The organism is Marilutibacter maris (assembly GCF_003233695.1).
Lineage (GTDB): Bacteria > Pseudomonadota > Gammaproteobacteria > Xanthomonadales > Xanthomonadaceae > Marilutibacter > Marilutibacter maris.
In genome coordinates this window covers 895352-911256 of record NZ_CP029843.1, presented here as the reverse complement: position 1 = coordinate 911256, position 15905 = coordinate 895352, and the positions used below count along the sequence as shown (strand labels likewise).

At 70.3% G+C, this 15905-nt stretch carries 13 protein-coding genes; 7 read left to right on the top strand and 6 right to left on the bottom strand.

Features of this window, described 5'->3' with window-relative positions:
* Positions 1–971 precede the first annotated feature (971 nt).
* Entirely contained in the window at positions 972–1949 is a 978-nt protein-coding gene (xerD, locus tag C9I47_RS04090) for a site-specific tyrosine recombinase XerD (RefSeq protein ID WP_111265615.1), read from the bottom strand.
* A gap of 29 nt (positions 1950–1978) precedes the next feature.
* Here xerD and C9I47_RS04085 point away from each other — a divergent pair, with 29 nt between their 5' ends.
* Positions 1979–2485, top strand: coding sequence for an RDD family protein (locus C9I47_RS04085; RefSeq protein WP_111265614.1), 507 nt, complete (start codon positions 1979–1981; stop codon positions 2483–2485).
* Between the two features lie 1021 nt (positions 2486–3506).
* On the opposite strand, the gene lptG is transcribed toward C9I47_RS04085, so the two are convergent.
* Both lptG and lptF read right to left on the bottom strand, forming a co-directional pair.
* On the bottom strand, positions 3507–4676 hold the full coding sequence (gene lptG, locus C9I47_RS04080; protein ID WP_407067536.1) for an LPS export ABC transporter permease LptG: 1170 nt from the start codon (positions 4674–4676) through the stop codon (positions 3507–3509).
* The gene (gene lptF, locus C9I47_RS04075) at positions 4604–5707 is read right to left on the bottom strand and encodes an LPS export ABC transporter permease LptF (RefSeq protein WP_111265612.1); all 1104 of its coding nucleotides are present in this window, start codon (positions 5705–5707) and stop codon (positions 4604–4606) included. Before lptF ends, lptG begins: the two co-directional genes overlap by 73 nt.
* A 343-nt stretch (positions 5708–6050) precedes the next feature.
* Between lptF and C9I47_RS04070 the strand changes: the two genes are divergently transcribed.
* From C9I47_RS04070 to C9I47_RS04055, 4 genes are all read left to right on the top strand, one after another.
* On the top strand, positions 6051–7529 hold the full coding sequence (locus C9I47_RS04070) for a leucyl aminopeptidase (protein ID WP_111265611.1): 1479 nt from the start codon (positions 6051–6053) through the stop codon (positions 7527–7529).
* A 1-nt stretch (position 7530) separates the two neighbouring features.
* A complete protein-coding gene (locus C9I47_RS04065) occupies positions 7531–7950 on the top strand; it encodes a DUF3995 domain-containing protein (protein WP_111265610.1) in 420 nt (139 codons plus the stop codon).
* A gap of 4 nt (positions 7951–7954) precedes the next feature.
* The gene (locus tag C9I47_RS04060) at positions 7955–8380 is read left to right on the top strand and encodes a DNA polymerase III subunit chi (RefSeq protein ID WP_111265609.1); all 426 of its coding nucleotides are present in this window, start codon (positions 7955–7957) and stop codon (positions 8378–8380) included.
* 70 nt (positions 8381–8450) lie between these two features.
* Positions 8451–11402 (top strand): valine--tRNA ligase, encoded by a 2952-nt coding sequence (locus C9I47_RS04055; protein ID WP_111265608.1) that lies wholly within the window; start codon positions 8451–8453, stop codon positions 11400–11402.
* A 76-nt stretch (positions 11403–11478) separates the two neighbouring features.
* Here the strand turns inward: C9I47_RS04055 and rimI are convergent, their stop codons facing one another.
* From rimI to pssA, 3 genes are read right to left on the bottom strand one after another with little or no spacing between them, the layout of a single operon-like run.
* Positions 11479–11961, bottom strand: coding sequence for a ribosomal protein S18-alanine N-acetyltransferase (gene rimI / locus C9I47_RS04050; RefSeq protein ID WP_111265607.1), 483 nt, complete (start codon positions 11959–11961; stop codon positions 11479–11481).
* Positions 11958–12416, bottom strand: coding sequence for a hypothetical protein (locus C9I47_RS04045; protein WP_145985422.1), 459 nt, complete (start codon positions 12414–12416; stop codon positions 11958–11960). The genes rimI and C9I47_RS04045 overlap by 4 nt, the downstream gene beginning before the upstream one ends.
* The gene (gene pssA, locus C9I47_RS04040) at positions 12413–13210 is read right to left on the bottom strand and encodes a CDP-diacylglycerol--serine O-phosphatidyltransferase (protein ID WP_111265605.1); all 798 of its coding nucleotides are present in this window, start codon (positions 13208–13210) and stop codon (positions 12413–12415) included. The genes C9I47_RS04045 and pssA overlap by 4 nt, the downstream gene beginning before the upstream one ends.
* 88 nt (positions 13211–13298) lie before the next feature.
* Here pssA and C9I47_RS04035 point away from each other — a divergent pair, with 88 nt between their 5' ends.
* Positions 13299–13751 carry a DUF4124 domain-containing protein gene (locus C9I47_RS04035; protein ID WP_111265604.1) on the top strand — a complete coding sequence of 151 codons (453 nt, stop codon included), beginning with the start codon at positions 13299–13301 and terminating at the stop codon, positions 13749–13751.
* A 277-nt stretch (positions 13752–14028) separates the two neighbouring features.
* The gene (locus C9I47_RS04030; protein WP_111265603.1) at positions 14029–15738 is read left to right on the top strand and encodes a proline--tRNA ligase; all 1710 of its coding nucleotides are present in this window, start codon (positions 14029–14031) and stop codon (positions 15736–15738) included.
* The last annotated feature ends 167 nt before the right edge of the window (positions 15739–15905 follow it).

Here is a 15905-nt window from a genome sequence, read left to right as displayed (position 1 = left end):
TGCATCATTTCCTGACTGAACGGGGTGCCATCCGATGGACGATTGCTTCGATTGTGGCACGCGGCGCCCGCCCGTGTCGGGGCATGGACCACGGAACGGTTCAGATTGGCGACCGGCCGCCATCCGCTGGAGCCTCGCGTCCCGCGGCCCGGTGATATCCCGTAGGAGCGGCGTGAGCCGCGACCCGACTTTGCCGAGAAGGCCCATCGCGGCTCACGCCGCTCCTACGAAGAGCATTTGCCTACCCCATGAACCCAGCCCCCTGAGTCAGGGGGCGATTCGTGCCGCAGGCACGAATGGGGGTGTGGGGGCACGCCGGCGGGGCCCAAGGTTTGCGAAGCAAATTTTGGGAGATATCCGCGCGCAGCCGGATATCGTTCCCCCCTGAGTCAGGGGGCGATTCGTGCCGCATGCACGAATGGGAGTTTGGAAGCGCAACGGCGGGGCCCAGACGCCATTGTCTGGGCCGGCCCGGCGCAGCGCGCCGGGCGTTCGGCACGGCCGCGAGCCAGTGGCTCGTGTGCGCTTCCACTCGGCTTCGCCTCGTGGGCCGTTGCGGGGGCTCGCGCTGCGCGCTCACCTCGCCTGCCCGGCCCAGACGCCAGCGGCTGGGCGTTCGAGCGGGCGCGAACCGATGGTTCGCAAGCAGCCCTCTCTCACCCCCGGCCCGGCGCAGCGCGCCGGGCGTTCGGCACGGCCGCGAGCCAGTGGCTCGTGAGCGCTTCCACTCGGCTTCGCCTCGTGGGCCGTTGCGGGCTCGCGCTGCGCGCTCACCTCGCAACCCCGGCCCGGCGCAGCGCGCCGGGCGTTCGGCACGGCCGCGAGCCAGTGGCTCGTGAATGCTTCCACTCGGCTTCGCCTCGTGGGCCGTTGCGGGCTCGCGCTGCGCGCTCACCTCGCAACCCCGGCCCGGCGCAGCGCGCCGGGCGTTCGGCACGGCCGCGAGCCAGTGGCTCGCAAACGGCCGTGCCTCACCCCCTCGGGTGGTGTTTGGCGTGGAGCTGTTTGAGCTGCTCGCGGGCGACCAGGGTGTAGATCTGGGTCGTCGACAGCGAGCTGTGGCCAAGCAGCATCTGCAACGAGCGCAGATCGGCGCCGTGGTTCAGCAGATGGGTGGCGAAGCTGTGGCGCAGACCGTGCGGGCTGAGCCGGTCCGGATCGATGCCGGCGGCGGCGGCATAACGCTTCACCAGCCGCCAGAACTGCTGGCGGCTCGGCGCCTCGCCCCTGGCCTCCAGGAACAGCGGCGGCAACGACCGCTTGCCCGCCAGTTGCGGCCGTGCCCGCGAGAGGTAGCGTTCGAGCCAATGCTGCGCCTCCTCGCCCAGCGGCACCAGCCGCTCCTTGCGCCCCTTGCCGGTCACCCTCAGGACGCCCTGGCGCAGGTTGACCGCGGTCGCCGGCAGCTCGACCAGCTCGCTCACGCGCAGGCCGCAGGCATACATCAGCTCGAGCATCGCGCGATCGCGCAGTCCCAGCGGCGTGTCGACATCGGGAGCCGTCAACAGCGCCTCGATCTGGCTCTCGGTGATCGCCTTGGGCAACGAGCGCGGCAGCTTCGGCGACTCCAGCAATGCCGCCGGATCGTCTCCGCGCTCGCCCCGGCGCAGGCACCAGGCATAGAACGCCCGCAACGCCGACAACAGCCGCGCGTTGCTGCGCGGCGAGTAGCCCTCGCCAGTACGCCAGGCCAGATAGTCGAACAGGGTCCCGCGCTCGGCGCCCGCCAATCCGCCGCCACGCCCTCCTCGCCAGCGGGCCAGCCCGGCCAGATCGCGCCGGTAGCTGTCCAGGGTCGGCCGGGACAGGCCGCTCTCGGCCCATACCGCATCGATGAAGCGATCGATCACGGCGGCGTCGGCCTCCGGCACGGGAGGCAGCGCCATCATCCGCGCGCGACGCTCGGCCGGGGTCTGTTTCCGGCCTGTCGCCGGTGCCTGGGGACTCATGCGGGCAGCTTAGCGACTATCCTTTTGCGATGGCATCCGAACCGCATCCGACCGGCCGCAACGACGGCGAACCCGCCAGCTCCGCCCCTCGAGCCAAACCGCTGCTGGGCTGGCGCCTGCTGGCGCTGTTCTACGACCTGTGGCCGGTGCTGGCGATCTGGCTGGCCGCGTCGGCGGTGTTCACGCTCGGCTACTACCTGGCCGGCCACGCCGCGCGCGAGAACATCGCGCCGTTCAGCCCGCTGCAGATCCTGCTGTGGCTGGTCTGCTGGCTGCTGGCCGGCGCCTACGCGATCCTCAGCTGGCGGCGCGGCGGGCAGACCCTCGGCATGCGGCCGTGGCGGCTGCGGGTCGTCGCCGACGACGGCGGTCGCCCCGAGGCGCGAGCGCTCGCGCTCCGCTACACGATCGGCACGCTGTCGCTGCTGGCGGCGGGCCTGGGGTTCTGGTGGGCCTGGTTCGATCGCGACCGCCTGACCTGGCACGATCGCGCCAGCGGCACCCGGATGACGCGGCTACCCAAGCTCCGCCGCTGAGCAGGCCACGGGCACGGCACGGACTGCGGCCAGGGTCACCGAGTCCCTCGACTGCCGCTGTAGGAGCGGCGTCAGCCGCGATCGGGTTTTGTCGGGAAGGCCTCATCGCGGCTCACGCCGCTCCTACAAGGGCTCCGGAGGTGTGGCCGCGCGCTACGAAACGGGCTTCGTAGGAGCTGCGTAAGCTGCGACCGTGACTTCCCCTGCAAAGCCTGATCGCGGCTCACACCGCTCCTACGGGGCAGGGCCCGGTGGCCCAGCCCCCTGAGTCAGGGGGCGATTCGCATCGCAGATGCGAATGGGGGTGTGGAAGCGCAACGGTGGGGCCCAAGATTTGCGCAGCAAATTTTGGGAGATATCCGGGCGTAGCCGGAGATCGTCCCCCTGAGTCAGGGGGCGATTCGCATCGCAGATGCGAATGGGGGTGTGGAAGCGCAACGGTGGGGCCCAAGGTTTGCGCAGCAAACTTTGGGAGATATCCGCGCGCAGCCGGAGATCGTCCCCCTGAGTCAGGGGGCGATTCGCATCGCAGATGCGAATGGGGGTGTGGAAGCGCAACGGTGGGGCCCAAGGTTTGCGCAGCAAACTTTGCGGATTCCCGGGCGCAGCCCGGGGATTGCGGCTCGCCTCGCCGGCCCGGCCCAGACGCCAGCATCTGGGCGTTCGAGCGGGCGCGAACCGGTGGTTCGCAAGCCGCCCTCTCTCACCCCCCTGCCCGGCGCAGCGCGCCGGGCGTTCGGCACGGCCGCGAGCCAGTGGCTCGCAAGGGAATCCACTCGGCTCCGCCTCGCGGGCCGTTGCGGGCTCGCGCTGCGCGCTCACCTCGCAACCCCCGGCCCGGCGCAGCGCGCCGGGCGTTCGGCACGGCCGCGAGCCAGTGGCTCGCAAGGGAATCCACTCGGCTCCGCCTCGTGGGCCGTTGCGGGCTCGCGCTGCGCGCTCACCTCGCAACCCCCGGCCCGGCGCAGCGCGCCGGGCGTTCGGCACGGCCGCGAGCCAGTGGCTCGCAAACGGCCGTGCCTCACCCCGAGCGGCGTTTGAAGAGATAGGCGGAGACGCCGGCCATGATCACGATCGGCAGCAGATAGGCGAGGCGGAAGTCGAACTTCAGCACCTTCGCCAGCTGCACGAACTGGGTCTGCAGCAGATAGAAGCCGAGCCCGAACACGATGCCGACGAACAGGCGCTTGCCGGTGCCGCCGCTGCGCAGCAGGCCGAACGCGAACGGGATCGCCGCCAGGCACAGCGCGATCACGTTGATCGGATAGAACCAGCGCCCCCAGTAATGCTCCTGGAAGTCGCCGGCATCCAGGTCGTTGCGTTTGCGGTACTCGATCGCCTGGCGCAGGTCGCCGGCGCTCAGGTAGCGCGGGCGGTCGGTGCCGGCGGTCAGCGCGGTCGAGTCCAACCGCGACTCCCAGCGTTCCTCCGCCACCCTGGACTCGCTGACCGAGCGCTGGTCGAAATAGGTGCGGTTCACGTCGCGCAGCAGCCAGCCGCCGGGGCGGTGCTCGGCGACCTTGGCCCGTGCCATCGATACCAGACGGCCGTCCTCGGCGAACTCGTACAGGCGCACATCGTGCAGCTCGATCCAGCGGTCGTTGCCGTCGTCGCGCTCCTGTCCGCCGGCGGCGTTGAGGATGGTGTCGCCCTCGCGGGCCCACACGCCCGAATACTGGGCGACGATCAGGTTGTCGGACTTGGCCGAGCTCTTCAGGGCGTCGGCGCGGCGTTGGCCGATCGGGCCGGCGGTCTCGCCGCTGATCACCATCAGCGCGGTCAGCACCGCCACCGCGCCCGCGACTGCGAAGCTGATCCGGCGCCGGGACAGGCCGATCGCCCGCAGGGCGGTCAGCTCCGAGGTCGCCGCCAGTTGCCCGAGCGCCATCAGCGAACCGATCACCGCCGCGTACGGGAACAGGTAATTGGCCCGGCGCGGCACGGTCAGGCCGACGTAGGCCAGCGCCTGGACGAAGCCGTAGCGGCCCTTGCCGACGTCGCCGAACTCACTGACCAGGGCCAGCATCACGTCCAGCCCGAGCAGCACCGCCCAGGTCAGGATCACCGCGGCCATCACCGCGCGGGCCACGTACAGGTCGTGCAGCCGGGGCAGGAATCTCATGCCGCCCTCCCGGCGCCGTTGGCGCGCCCCCTGGACGGCCGCATCCGGCCGTCTCCCAGGTACAGCCAGGCCCCGACCCCGAGCAGCGGCAGCACCAGCCACCACAAGCCGAGCATGCCGGGGATCTTGTCGTCCTCGAGCCAGCCGGTTCCCATCAGCATCAGGTTGACGCCGATCAGATAGCCGAGGAAGCCCATCAGCATCCGTCCGTAGCGGGCCTGCCGCGGCATGCTGCGGGCCAGCGGAATCGCCATCAGCGCGAACGCCAGCGCCAGCAGCGGCGGCGCGATCCGGCGGTGCAGCTGGGCCACCGCCGGCGGCCGCTCGTCGCCGATCAGGGCCGACGTCGGCAACGCCTCGGGATCGTCGAGATCGAACTTCTCCTTGCCGGCCGGCATCCGCACCTCGTTGCTGGCGTAACGCAGCAGCCGATAGTCCTGGCCGCCTTCGCGCGGCCCCTCGACCTCGAAGCCGTTCTCCAGCACCAGGTAGCGTTGGCCGTCCTCGCCGGCCTTGAGCGCGCCCTGGTTGGAGCTGACCACGGTGATCCGGTCATCGCTCTGGCGGTAGACGAACACCCGGTCGAAGCGGGTGCCCTCGCCCGACATCTCGCCGACGAAGGCGACCCCGCCGCCATTGGGCAACTCGGTGAAGCGTCCCGGCTCCAGCCCGGCCACGATCATGTTGCGGTTGGCCTCGTTGATCAGTTCGCGCGACAGCCGCTCGGCCCAGGGCCCCAGCCACAGCGAACAGGCCGCGACCACCGCGATCAGCGGCAACACCACCAGCATCAGCGGCTTGAGCAGGCGCCTGGGCCCGACCCCGACCGAGGCGATCACCGGCATCTCGGCATCGCGGTACAGTCGCCCGACCGCCAGCATCAGGCCCAGCAACAGCGCCAGCGGCAGGATCACCGGCAGCCAGTTGAGCAGGACCAGGCCGAGCTGGGCCAGCAGCAGGCCGGCCGGCAGCTGGCCGCGGGCGATGTCGCCCAGCACGTCGGTCAGCGCGCCGCCGACACAGACGATCAGCAGCACCGCCAGAGTGGCCATCACCGCCTGGGCGAACTCGCTGATGAGGTAGCGGTCGAGCCTGGTCATCGGATCGCGCGCTCAGAGCCCGGCCGCGGCGCGGCGGCCGGTGGCCGTGATCGCGGCGGCGGGCCGGGTTCGGGCGGTGCCCGGGCGCAGGCGGCGCGGCGTTCCGGCTCGGTCTTTCATCGACATGGCAGCTCTGTTTCTCCTCGCCCCGCACGCGTCCGAATGCGGCGTGGCCTTTCCCAATAGCGTTGTCAGGCCCTAGACTCGGGGGTTCTTTCGTCCACGGCGGGAGGCGTCATCGCCTCCATCCGCCGGCCCCGGGCTCCCGATCGGGAAGCCCGGCCGGGCGGTCCAGCCGCCGATTGTACGTAATCAATCCATCCTTACCCCGGGAATCTGTTTCATGGCCCTCGAATTCGACCTGAACCGCGACGCCGCCGCTGTTGCCGCAGCCGACTGCATCGTCGTGGGCATGTTCGCCGACAACTCGCTGTCCCCCGCCGCCGCCGCGATCGACGCGGCCAGCGGCGGCCGGATCAAGGCCCTGGCCGAACGCGGCGACGTCAGCGGCAAGACCGGCAAGACCGCGCTGCTGCACGACCTCGAAGGCGTGGCCTCGCCGCGCGTGCTGGTGGTGGGCCTCGGCGAGGCCGGCAAGTTCGGCGTGCCGCAGTACCTGAAGGCGGTGGCCGACGCGGTCCGCGCCCTGAAGACCGGCCCGGTCGCGCATGCCCTGCTGACCCTGTCCGAGCTGCCGGTCGCCGGCCGCGACGGTGCCTGGGCGATCCGCCAGGCCGCGATCGCCGCCGACCACGCCGCCTATCGCTACACCGCGACCCTCGGCGAGAACAACAAGGCCCGCAACCACAAGGGTCTGCAACGGCTGTCGATCAGCGGCGACGACGGCAAGGCACTGGCGCTGGGCAAGGGCACCGCGGCCGGCGTCGAGTTCGCCCGCGAGCTGGGCAACCTGCCGCCCAACGTCTGCAATCCCGGCTACCTGGCCGAGCAGGCGAAGAAGTTCGCCGACCGTTTCGACAACACCGCGTGCGAAGTGCTCGAGCGCGCCGAGATGGAGAAGCTCGGCATGGGCTCGCTGCTCGCAGTCGGCCGCGGCTCGGCCAATCCGCCGCGCCTGATCGTGCTCAAGTACAACAACGGCGGCGATGCCAAGCCCTACGTGCTGGTCGGCAAGGGCATCACCTTCGACACCGGCGGCATCAACCTCAAGGTCCAGGGCGGGATCGAGGAGATGAAGTTCGACATGTGCGGCGCCGCGACCGTGATGGGCACCTTCGTGTCCGCGGTCGGCATGGCCCTGCCGGTCAACCTGGTGGTGGTGGTGCCGGCGGTCGAGAACATGCCCGACGCCGACGCCTACCGCCCGTCCGACGTGCTGACCAGCATGTCCGGCAAGACCATCGAGGTGGGCAACACCGACGCCGAGGGCCGCCTGATCCTGTGCGACGCGCTGACCTACGCGCAGCGCTTCGAACCGGCCGCGCTGGTCGACGTCGCCACCCTGACCGGTGCCTGCATGGTCGCGCTGGGCAAGTACGCCAGCGGCCTGATGAGCAAGCACGACGATCTCGCCGGCGAGTTGCTGAACGCCGGCGAGCAGGTGTTCGACCGCGCCTGGCGCCTGCCGCTGTGGGACGAGTACCAGAGCATGCTCGACTCGACCTACGCCGACGTCTACAACATCGGCGGCCGCTGGGCCGGCGCGATCACCGCCGGTTGCTTCCTGTCGCGGTTCACCGAGGGCCAGCGCTGGGCGCACCTGGACATCGCCGGCAGCGCCAGCGACGAGGGCCGCAAGGGCATGGCGACCGGCCGACCGGTCGGCCTGCTCAGCCAGTGGCTGCTCGACCAGGCCGGCTGAGATGCTGGGCCTGGCCGTCTGCCTGGTGCTGTCCGCCCTCGCCGCCCTGCACCTGGTGTGGGCGGCGGGAGGCGCGCGGCAGTGGGCCGACGCCGCGGTGCCGATGCGGGCGGATGGACGCCCGCTGTTCGAGCCCTCGCGTGCCGCCACCATCGCCGTGGCCGTCGCACTGGCCGCCGCCGCGGCGACGGTGATGGCGGTATCCGGGCACTGGCAACCGCCACTGCCGGCGATCGCGGTGCGCGCGGCGGCGGTCGCGCTGGTGCTGGTGTTCGTCGCGCGCGGCATCGGCGACTTCCGCTGGGTCGGCATGTTCAAGCGCGAGCGGCATGGCCGCTTCGCCAGGCTCGACACCCGCTTCTATTCGCCGCTGTGCCTGCTGCTGGGCGCCGCGGTGGCCGCCATCACCCTCGACGCCTGAAGCCATGCCACGTGCCGATTTCTACCTGATCTCCAAGCCGCGCTTCCGCGAGGAGCCGCTGCGCCTGGTCTGCGAACTGGCGCGCAAGGCCTACGAGACCGGCACCCCGACCCTGGTGCTGGCGCGCGACGCCGCCCAGGCCGAGCAGTTGGACGACCTGCTGTGGTCGTTCGATCCCGACGCCTTCATCCCGCACCAGATCGTCGGCGTCGACGCCGACGAGGACGAAGCCGAGGTGCTGATCGCGCCGCCGGACGCCAACGTGCCCTTGCGCCCGATCGTGATCAACCTGCGCGACGACGCGGTCGAAGGCACGTTCGAGCGCGTGCTCGAGGTGGTGCCCGCCGACGAGAACGCGCGCGGGCCGCTGCGCGAACGCTGGAAGCAGTACCAGGCCCTTGGCCTGGACGTGAACAAGCACGATATGTAACCCGGACCGGGACCGCCCGTGGTCCCGACCGTTCACACCCCGACCATTCCCGAACCAACACCCCGCTCCCATGTCCCTCGCCTCCAGTTACGACCCCACCCAGTTCGAATCCCGGCTCTACCAGCAGTGGGAGTCCAGCGGCGTATTCGCGCCGACCGGCAAGGGCGAGCCGTACTGCATCCTGCTGCCGCCGCCGAACGTCACCGGCACCCTGCACATGGGCCACGCGTTCCAGCACACCCTGATGGACGCGCTGGTGCGCTACCACCGCATGCGCGGCTTCGATGTGCTGTGGCAGATGGGCAGCGACCATGCCGGCATCGCCACCGAGATGGTGGTCGGCCGCAATCTGGCGCTGGAAGGCAAGGGCGAGACCCGCGATTCGCTGGGACGCGACGGCTTCATCGAAAAGGTCTGGGAGTGGAAGCACCATTCCGGCGGCACCATCGAGCGGCAGATGCGCCGGCTCGGCACCTCCGGCGACTGGAGCCGCAGCGTGTTCACGATGGACCCGATGCCGGCCAAGGCGGTGGTCGAAGCCTTCGTGCGCCTGCACGAGGAAGGGCTGATCTATCGCGGCCAGCGCCTGGTCAACTGGGATCCGGTGCTGAAGACCGCGATCTCCGACCTGGAGGTGGAGAACCGCGAGGTGCCCGGCCACATGTGGCACTTCAAGTACCCGCTGGCCGGCGGCGAGACCTACGAGTACATCGAGCGCGACGCCGACGGCAACGTGACCCTGCGCGAGACCCGCGACTACATCTCGATCGCGACCACCCGCCCGGAGACCATGCTCGGCGACGGCGCGGTCGCGGTGCACCCCTCCGACGCGCGCTACGCGCCGATCGTCGGCAAGCTGTGCGAGATCCCGGTCGGCCCGAAGCAGCACCGTCGCCTGATCCCGATCATCACCGACAGCTACCCGGACCCGGCGTTCGGCTCCGGCGCGGTCAAGATCACCGGCGCCCACGACTTCAACGACTATGCGGTGGCCGCCCGCAACGGCATTCCGATGTACGCGCTGATGGACGAGGTCGCGCGCATGCGCAGCGATGGCCTGTCCTACGAGGAAAGCGCGCGCATCGCCGGGCAGATCGCCCGCGGCGAGCGCGACGCCGGGGATGTCGGCGAGATCAACCTCGTGCCGGAGGAACTGCGCGGCCTCGACCGCTACGAGGCCCGCGAGCGCGTGGTCGCCGAAATCACCGCCGAGGGGCTGGCGGTGACCGACGCCGACGGCCAGCCTCGGGTCGACTCCAAGCCGATCATGCAGCCGTTCGGCGACCGTTCCGGCACCGTCATCGAGCCGTTCATGACCGACCAGTGGTTCGTGCGCATGGACAAGCTCGGCGCGCGCGGCCTGGAGCTCGCGCAGAACGGCGATGTGAAGTTCGTGCCCGGCAACTGGATCAACACCTACCGCCACTGGATGGAGAACATCCAGGACTGGTGCATCAGCCGCCAGCTGTGGTGGGGGCACCGGATCCCGGCCTGGTACGACGAGGCCGGCAACATCTTCGTCGGCCGCGACGAGGCCGAGGTCCGGGCCCGCCACGGGCTCGGCGACGAGATCGCGCTGCGCCAGGACAGCGACGTGCTGGAGACCTGGTTCTCCTCGGCGCTGTGGCCGTTCAGCACCCTCGGCTGGCCGGACCCGGAGACCATGGCCACGCGCGGCTACGACCGCTTCCTGCCGTCGTCGGTGCTGGTCACCGGTTTCGACATCATCTTCTTCTGGGTCGCCCGGATGATCATGATGACCGATCACTTCGCCGGCGAGGTGCCGTTCCGCGACGTCTACATCACCGGCCTGGTCCGCGACGCGCACGGCCAGAAGATGTCCAAGTCCAAGGGCAACGTGCTCGACCCGCTCGACCTGATCGACGGCATCGCGCTGGAAGACCTGGTCGCCAAGCGCACCACCGGCCTGATGCAGCCCAAGACCGCCGAGAAGATCGAGAAGGCGACCCGCAAGGAGTTCCCCGACGGCATTCCCGCCTTCGGCGCCGACGCGCTGCGCTTCACCCTCGCCGCGCTGGCCGGCCCGGGCCGCGACATCAAGTTCGACCTCGGTCGCGCCGAGGGCTACAAGAACTTCTGCAACAAGCTGTGGAACGCCACCCGCTTCGTGCTGATGAACACCGAGGACAGCCGTTTCGAAGGCGTGCCGCGACCGAGCACCGACGCCGAACGCTGGATCCTCGCCCGCCTCGACGCCACCGCCGCCGAGGCCACCCGCCACTTCGCCGACTACCGCTTCGACCTGCTCAGCCAGACCCTGTACGAGTTCGCCTGGAACGCGTTCTGCGACTGGTTCGTCGAGCTCGCCAAGCCGGCCCTGGGCGGCGGCGACGCCGCGGCCGCCGACAGCACCCGCCACACCCTGCTCTACGTGCTCGAGCGGTTGCTGTCGATGCTGCACCCGCTGGTGCCGTTCGTCAGCGAGGAGCTGTGGCAGGCGGTCGCGCCGCGACTGGGCCTGGACGGCACCATCATGCGCCGACCCTATCCGGCCCAGGGCGACATCGACATCGCCGGCTTCCAGTCCGCCGAGACCGACGTGGAGTGGCTCAAGTCGATGGTCTCGGCGCTGCGCCGCGTGCGCAGCGAGCTGAACGTCGCGCCGACCCGGCAGGTGCCGCTGCTGCTGGCCGGTGGCGGCGAGGCCGACCATGCCCGGGTCGCGCGGTTCGGCTCGCAACTGCGCTTCCTCAACCGCCTGGAATCGATCGACGCGCTGGCCAACGGCGCCGAAGCCCCGGCCGCGGCCGCCGCCGTGGTCGGCGAGCTGAGGCTGCTGGTGCCGCTGGAAGGCCTGGTCGACCTGGGTGCCGAGCGCAGCCGCCTGGACAAGGAGATCAAGCGCGTCGCCGGCGAGATCGCCAAGTGCAACGGCAAGCTCGGCAACGCGACCTTCGTCAGCAACGCGCCGGAGGCGGTGGTCGAGCAGGAGCGCAAGCGCCTGGCCGACTGGAGCCAGCAGCACGAGGCCCTGGTCGCCCAGCGCGCAAAGCTGGGCTGAGCCTTCTCCGACCCGGCCCTTCGCGGGAGCGGCGACACCGGTTTGGCCGGGAACGCCGCTCCCATGGGCCGAGCCGCTACGGGTCGAGCAGCTCGATCGCCATCACCAGCGCGTCCTCGCGACCGTCGTGCGAGGGGTAATAGCGGGGACGCCGGCCGATCTCGTTGAACCCTTCCTGCTCGTAGAGGCGGATCGCCCCCTGGTTGGAGGGCCGCACCTCCAGGAAGATCCGCTGCGCGCCTCGTCCGCGGGCGACGTGCAGCAAGGCCTGCAACAGGCGTCGGCCGTAGCCGCGGCCCTGGCGCTCGCGGGCGATGCAGATGTTGAGCACGTGGGCCTCGCCGGCGGCGACGCTCATCAGGAAGTAGCCGACGATCCGTCCGTCCTCGTGCAGCACCCACGCCGGATACTCGGCGCGCAGGCAGTCGCGGAATATGCCGGGCGTCCAGGGAAACGGGTAGGCGTCGATCTCGATCGCATAGACCGCATCGAGGTCGGTCTCGCGCATCGGCCGCAACCCGCCAGCCGGATGCACGGCATCGACGGCCAGCGCGCTCATCCGCGCGCCGCCTTGCGGGCCGCCCGCAGCCGCATCCACAACTCGCGCTTGCGGGCAGGCTCGGCGCGCAGCGCATCCAGATCGAACGTCATCGTCTGCAGCATCGCTTCTCCTTCGCGTGGCGTGCGGCGGGCGGTGGCCCGCAGCAGCGCGCGGTACAGGCGATCGCCCATCCGCCCCGGCGTGCCGCCAGCGACGGCCGCGGGGGCCGGTGCGGGCATCTCGGGCAGCTCCGCCCGCACCGGTCGCATCGGCGGCGCGGGCACCCTCATCCGCCCGGACGCGGCCGGTTCCGGCATCGGTGCCGACGCGGCGACCGGATCGCCTCCGTCCGCATCGCCCGCGGGCCGCGCGTCGGTCTCCTCGGCCGCCCCCTCGCCGGCGGACAGCGCCAGCACCGGGAGCCCCAACGCCCGCAGCCACTCGCGCTGGGATGCGCTCCAGGGCATGCTCATGACCCTTCGGCGCCCTCCCCGTCCCGGGCACCGGCGCGGCGCAGCCGGCGATAGAGCCAGTACGACGGTCCGGAGATCGCATACAGCGCCGACACGGTCAGCAGCACGCTGGGCGGGTCGACCGCGATGGCGACCACCACCGCGACCGCCACCATGATCGCCAGGAACGGCACGCGATCGTTGCGCGGCCCGCCCTTGAAGCTGAAGTAGCGCAGCCCGCTGACCATCAGCACGGCCGCGATCACGGTCACCGCCAGCGCCACGTAGCGCAATTGCTCGCCGGTGTAGCCGAGCTCGTGCGCGGTCCAGACGAAGCTGGCCATCAGGCCCGCCGCGGCCGGGCTGGCCAGACCGATGAACCAGCGCTTGTCGACCACCGCGACCTGGGAATTGAACCGCGCCAGCCGCAGCGCCGCGCAGGCCGCGTACAGGAAGGCGGCGATCCAGCCGATCTTGCCGGCGGTGACGCTGTCGAACTTCATCGTCGACAAGGCCCAGTGGTACATCACCAGCGCCGGCGCCAGGCCGAAGCTGATCAGGTCGGCCAGCGAGTCGTACTGCACCCCGAACTCGCTCTGGGTATTGGTCAGCCGGGCCACCCGTCCGTCCACGCCATCGAGGATCGCGGCGACGAACACCGCGATGCAGGCATCGTCGAAACGCCCCTGCGACGCCGCGATGATCGCGTAGAAGCCGGCGAACAGCCCGCCCGTCGTGAACAGGTTGGGCAACAGGTAGATGCCGCGGTTACGCGGTCGTGGCGGCAGCCGTGATGGAGGTTGGGTTTCTTGCATGGAGCAGAGTGTATCGCTTGCCTGTCCGCCGGAGCGGTGATGCAATCGGAATCTGAGCGGCTGATCCGCCGCGAACGGAGCCTTGCCAATGATCCGCCCGACTGCCGCACACACCGCCAGCCGCCCGATCCAGGGTGCCGCCCGGCGCCGGAGCGCCACCGCAGCGGGCGCCCTGCTGCTGGGGTCCCTGCTGATCGTGGCGCTGCCCGCGTCCGCGGCCCAGGTCTACCAGTGGAAGGACGCCAATGGCGTAACCCACTATTCCGACTCGCCGCCGCCGGGCCAGGAATACCAGAACCGCAATATCGAGTCCGCGGCGCCGGCCTCCGGCGACGCCGCGACCGAAACCGCGCAAACCGAGGCCCCGGCCGAGAATGCCGCCTGTCGGGATGCCCGCGCCAATCTCAAGACCCTGGCCGACAACCAGGAAGTCGGGATCGACTCCGACGGCGACGGTACGGTCGACAGCACCCTCGATGCCGATCAGCGAGCGTCGCAGCAGAAGCTCGCCGAAGCCGCGATCGAGGTTCACTGCAAGTAATGCCGGCGGCGGCCCCAGGGCCGCCGCACGATTCCCGCACTCAGCCAGCCCAGGCTCCGGGCTCGGTATCGCCCCTCCAGTCGCCGCATCGCCGGCGTCGCGGTGGCGCCCCGGGCCGGGGCGGCTCGGGCGCGCCGCGCGGCCAGCGCACCGGGCGCGCATTGGCCGCATCACGCTCCCGCGCTCGGCCCTGCCGTATCCACCCCTGACCATTCGCGCCGGACCGGCATACACGGCAGAATGGGCGCTTCCCACGTTCACGTCCGAAGTGCCGCCGATGCGCCTGTCGCAGTTCCATCTCCATACCAGCAAGGAAATTCCCGCCGACGCCGAGATCATCAGCCACAAACTGATGCTCAAGGCCGGCATGATCCGCAAGCTCGCCTCCGGCCTCTACACCTGGACGCCGCTGGGCCTGCGCGTGCTGCGCAAGGTCGAGCACGCGGTCCGCGAGGAAATGAACGCCGCCGGCGCGATCGAGCTGCTGATGCCGTCGGTACAGCCGAAGGAGCTGTGGGAGGAGACCGGGCGCTGGGAGAAGTTCGGCGGCCAGTTGTTGAAGATGCAGGACCGCAAGGAGGCCTGGTACTGCTACGGGCCGACCCATGAGGAAGTGATCACCGACTTCGCCCGCAACGAACTGGCCAGCTACAAGCAGTTGCCGGTGACCTTCTACCAGATCCAGACCAAGTTCCGCGACGAGATCCGTCCGCGCTTCGGGGTGATGCGCGCGCGCGAATTCCTGATGAAGGACGCCTATTCGTTCCACCTCAGCGACGAGGATCTGGAGCGCGAATACCGCAACATGTTCGACGCCTACTGCCGGATATTCGAGCGCCTTGGCCTGCAGTACCGCGCGGTATTCGCCGATACCGGCGCGATCGGCGGCAGCGCCTCGCACGAATTCCACGTGCTGGCGGATTCCGGCGAGGACGCGATCGCCTATTCCAGCGGCTCCGACTACGCGGCGAACGTCGAGCTGGCGGCCGCGGCGGCGCCGGCGCCCCGCCCCGCCGCGGGCGAACAGATGCGCAGGATCGAGACCCCGACCCAGAAGACCTGCGAGGCGGTCGCCGCACTGATGGGCATCGGCCTGGAGCGCACGGTCAAGTCGGTGGCGGTGGTCGGCGCCGACGCCGAGGGCGCCCCGCAATTCGTGCTGGCACTGGTGCGCGGCGACCACGTCGTCAACGAGATCAAGCTGGCCAAACTGGCCGGCCTGGGCGAGTACCGGCCCGCGACCGAGGCGGAGATCGTCGAATACCTGGGCAGCGAGCCCGGCTTCCTCGGTCCGGTCGGTCCGGCCAAGGCGATCCGCGTGGTCGCCGACCGCGACGTCGCCGCGATGGCCGACTTCGTGGTCGGCGCGAACGAGGCCGGTTACCACCTGGCCGGCGTCAACTGGGGCCGCGACCTGCCCGAACCGGAGGTCGCCGACATCCGCAACGTGGTCGCCGGCGACCCGTCGCCGGATGGCCAGGGCACGCTGGCGTTGTGCCGAGGCATCGAGGTCGGTCACGTGTTCCAGCTCGGCCGCCGCTACGCCGAGGCGATGAAGTGCTCCGTGCTCGACGAGAACGGCAAGGCCGCGGTGCCGACGATGGGCTGCTACGGCGTCGGCGTTTCGCGCATCGTTGCCGCCGCGATCGAACAGAACTTCGACGACAACGGCATCCGCTGGCCGGAGGCGATGGCGCCGTGGAAGGTCGCCGTCTGCATGATCAATCCGAAGAAGGACGCCAGCGTCGCCGAGGCCGCGGACACGCTGTATCGCGACCTCGCCGCGGCCGGTATCGAGGTCGTGCTCGATGATCGCGGACTGCGTCCGGGCGCGATGTTCGCCGACATGGAACTGATCGGAATTCCGCACCGGGTGGTGGTATCCGAGCGCGGACTGGCCGCCGGCACTTTCGAATATCGCGCCAGGACCGCGGCGGAATCGGAAAATCTCGACCGGGCCGGCGTGCTCGCCCGACTCGGCGTCTGAGCGGCACGCAAGCCGCCTGTCGCGCGCATTTACTGATTAATGCGCGCGCTCTATGATTCCGGGTCTATCCATGGATGGAATGCGACTGAGCCTGCCCCGAGCGTCGATTACCCGACCGGCAGGCCTCGCGATTTTCCCGTCCGCCAATCCGATTTCCCGGAGGTTGC

What these genes read in the sequence shown, in the direction of transcription:
- xerD (WP_111265615.1), bottom strand. Translation starts at nt 1,949, where the DNA reads ATGAGTCCCCAGGCACCGGCGACAGGCCGGAAACAGACCCCGGCCGAG.
- pssA (WP_111265605.1), bottom strand. Translation starts at nt 13,210, where the DNA reads ATGCAAGAAACCCAACCTCCATCACGGCTGCCGCCACGACCGCGTAAC.
- C9I47_RS04065 (WP_111265610.1), top strand. Translation starts at nt 7,531, where the DNA reads ATGCTGGGCCTGGCCGTCTGCCTGGTGCTGTCCGCCCTCGCCGCCCTG.
- C9I47_RS04060 (WP_111265609.1), top strand. Translation starts at nt 7,955, where the DNA reads ATGCCACGTGCCGATTTCTACCTGATCTCCAAGCCGCGCTTCCGCGAG.
- lptF (WP_111265612.1), bottom strand. Translation starts at nt 5,707, where the DNA reads ATGACCAGGCTCGACCGCTACCTCATCAGCGAGTTCGCCCAGGCGGTG.
- C9I47_RS04035 (WP_111265604.1), top strand. Translation starts at nt 13,299, where the DNA reads ATGATCCGCCCGACTGCCGCACACACCGCCAGCCGCCCGATCCAGGGT.
- rimI (WP_111265607.1), bottom strand. Translation starts at nt 11,961, where the DNA reads ATGAGCGCGCTGGCCGTCGATGCCGTGCATCCGGCTGGCGGGTTGCGG.
- C9I47_RS04030 (WP_111265603.1), top strand. Translation starts at nt 14,029, where the DNA reads ATGCGCCTGTCGCAGTTCCATCTCCATACCAGCAAGGAAATTCCCGCC.
- C9I47_RS04045 (WP_145985422.1), bottom strand. Translation starts at nt 12,416, where the DNA reads ATGAGCATGCCCTGGAGCGCATCCCAGCGCGAGTGGCTGCGGGCGTTG.
- C9I47_RS04085 (WP_111265614.1), top strand. Translation starts at nt 1,979, where the DNA reads ATGGCATCCGAACCGCATCCGACCGGCCGCAACGACGGCGAACCCGCC.
- C9I47_RS04055 (WP_111265608.1), top strand. Translation starts at nt 8,451, where the DNA reads ATGTCCCTCGCCTCCAGTTACGACCCCACCCAGTTCGAATCCCGGCTC.
- C9I47_RS04070 (WP_111265611.1), top strand. Translation starts at nt 6,051, where the DNA reads ATGGCCCTCGAATTCGACCTGAACCGCGACGCCGCCGCTGTTGCCGCA.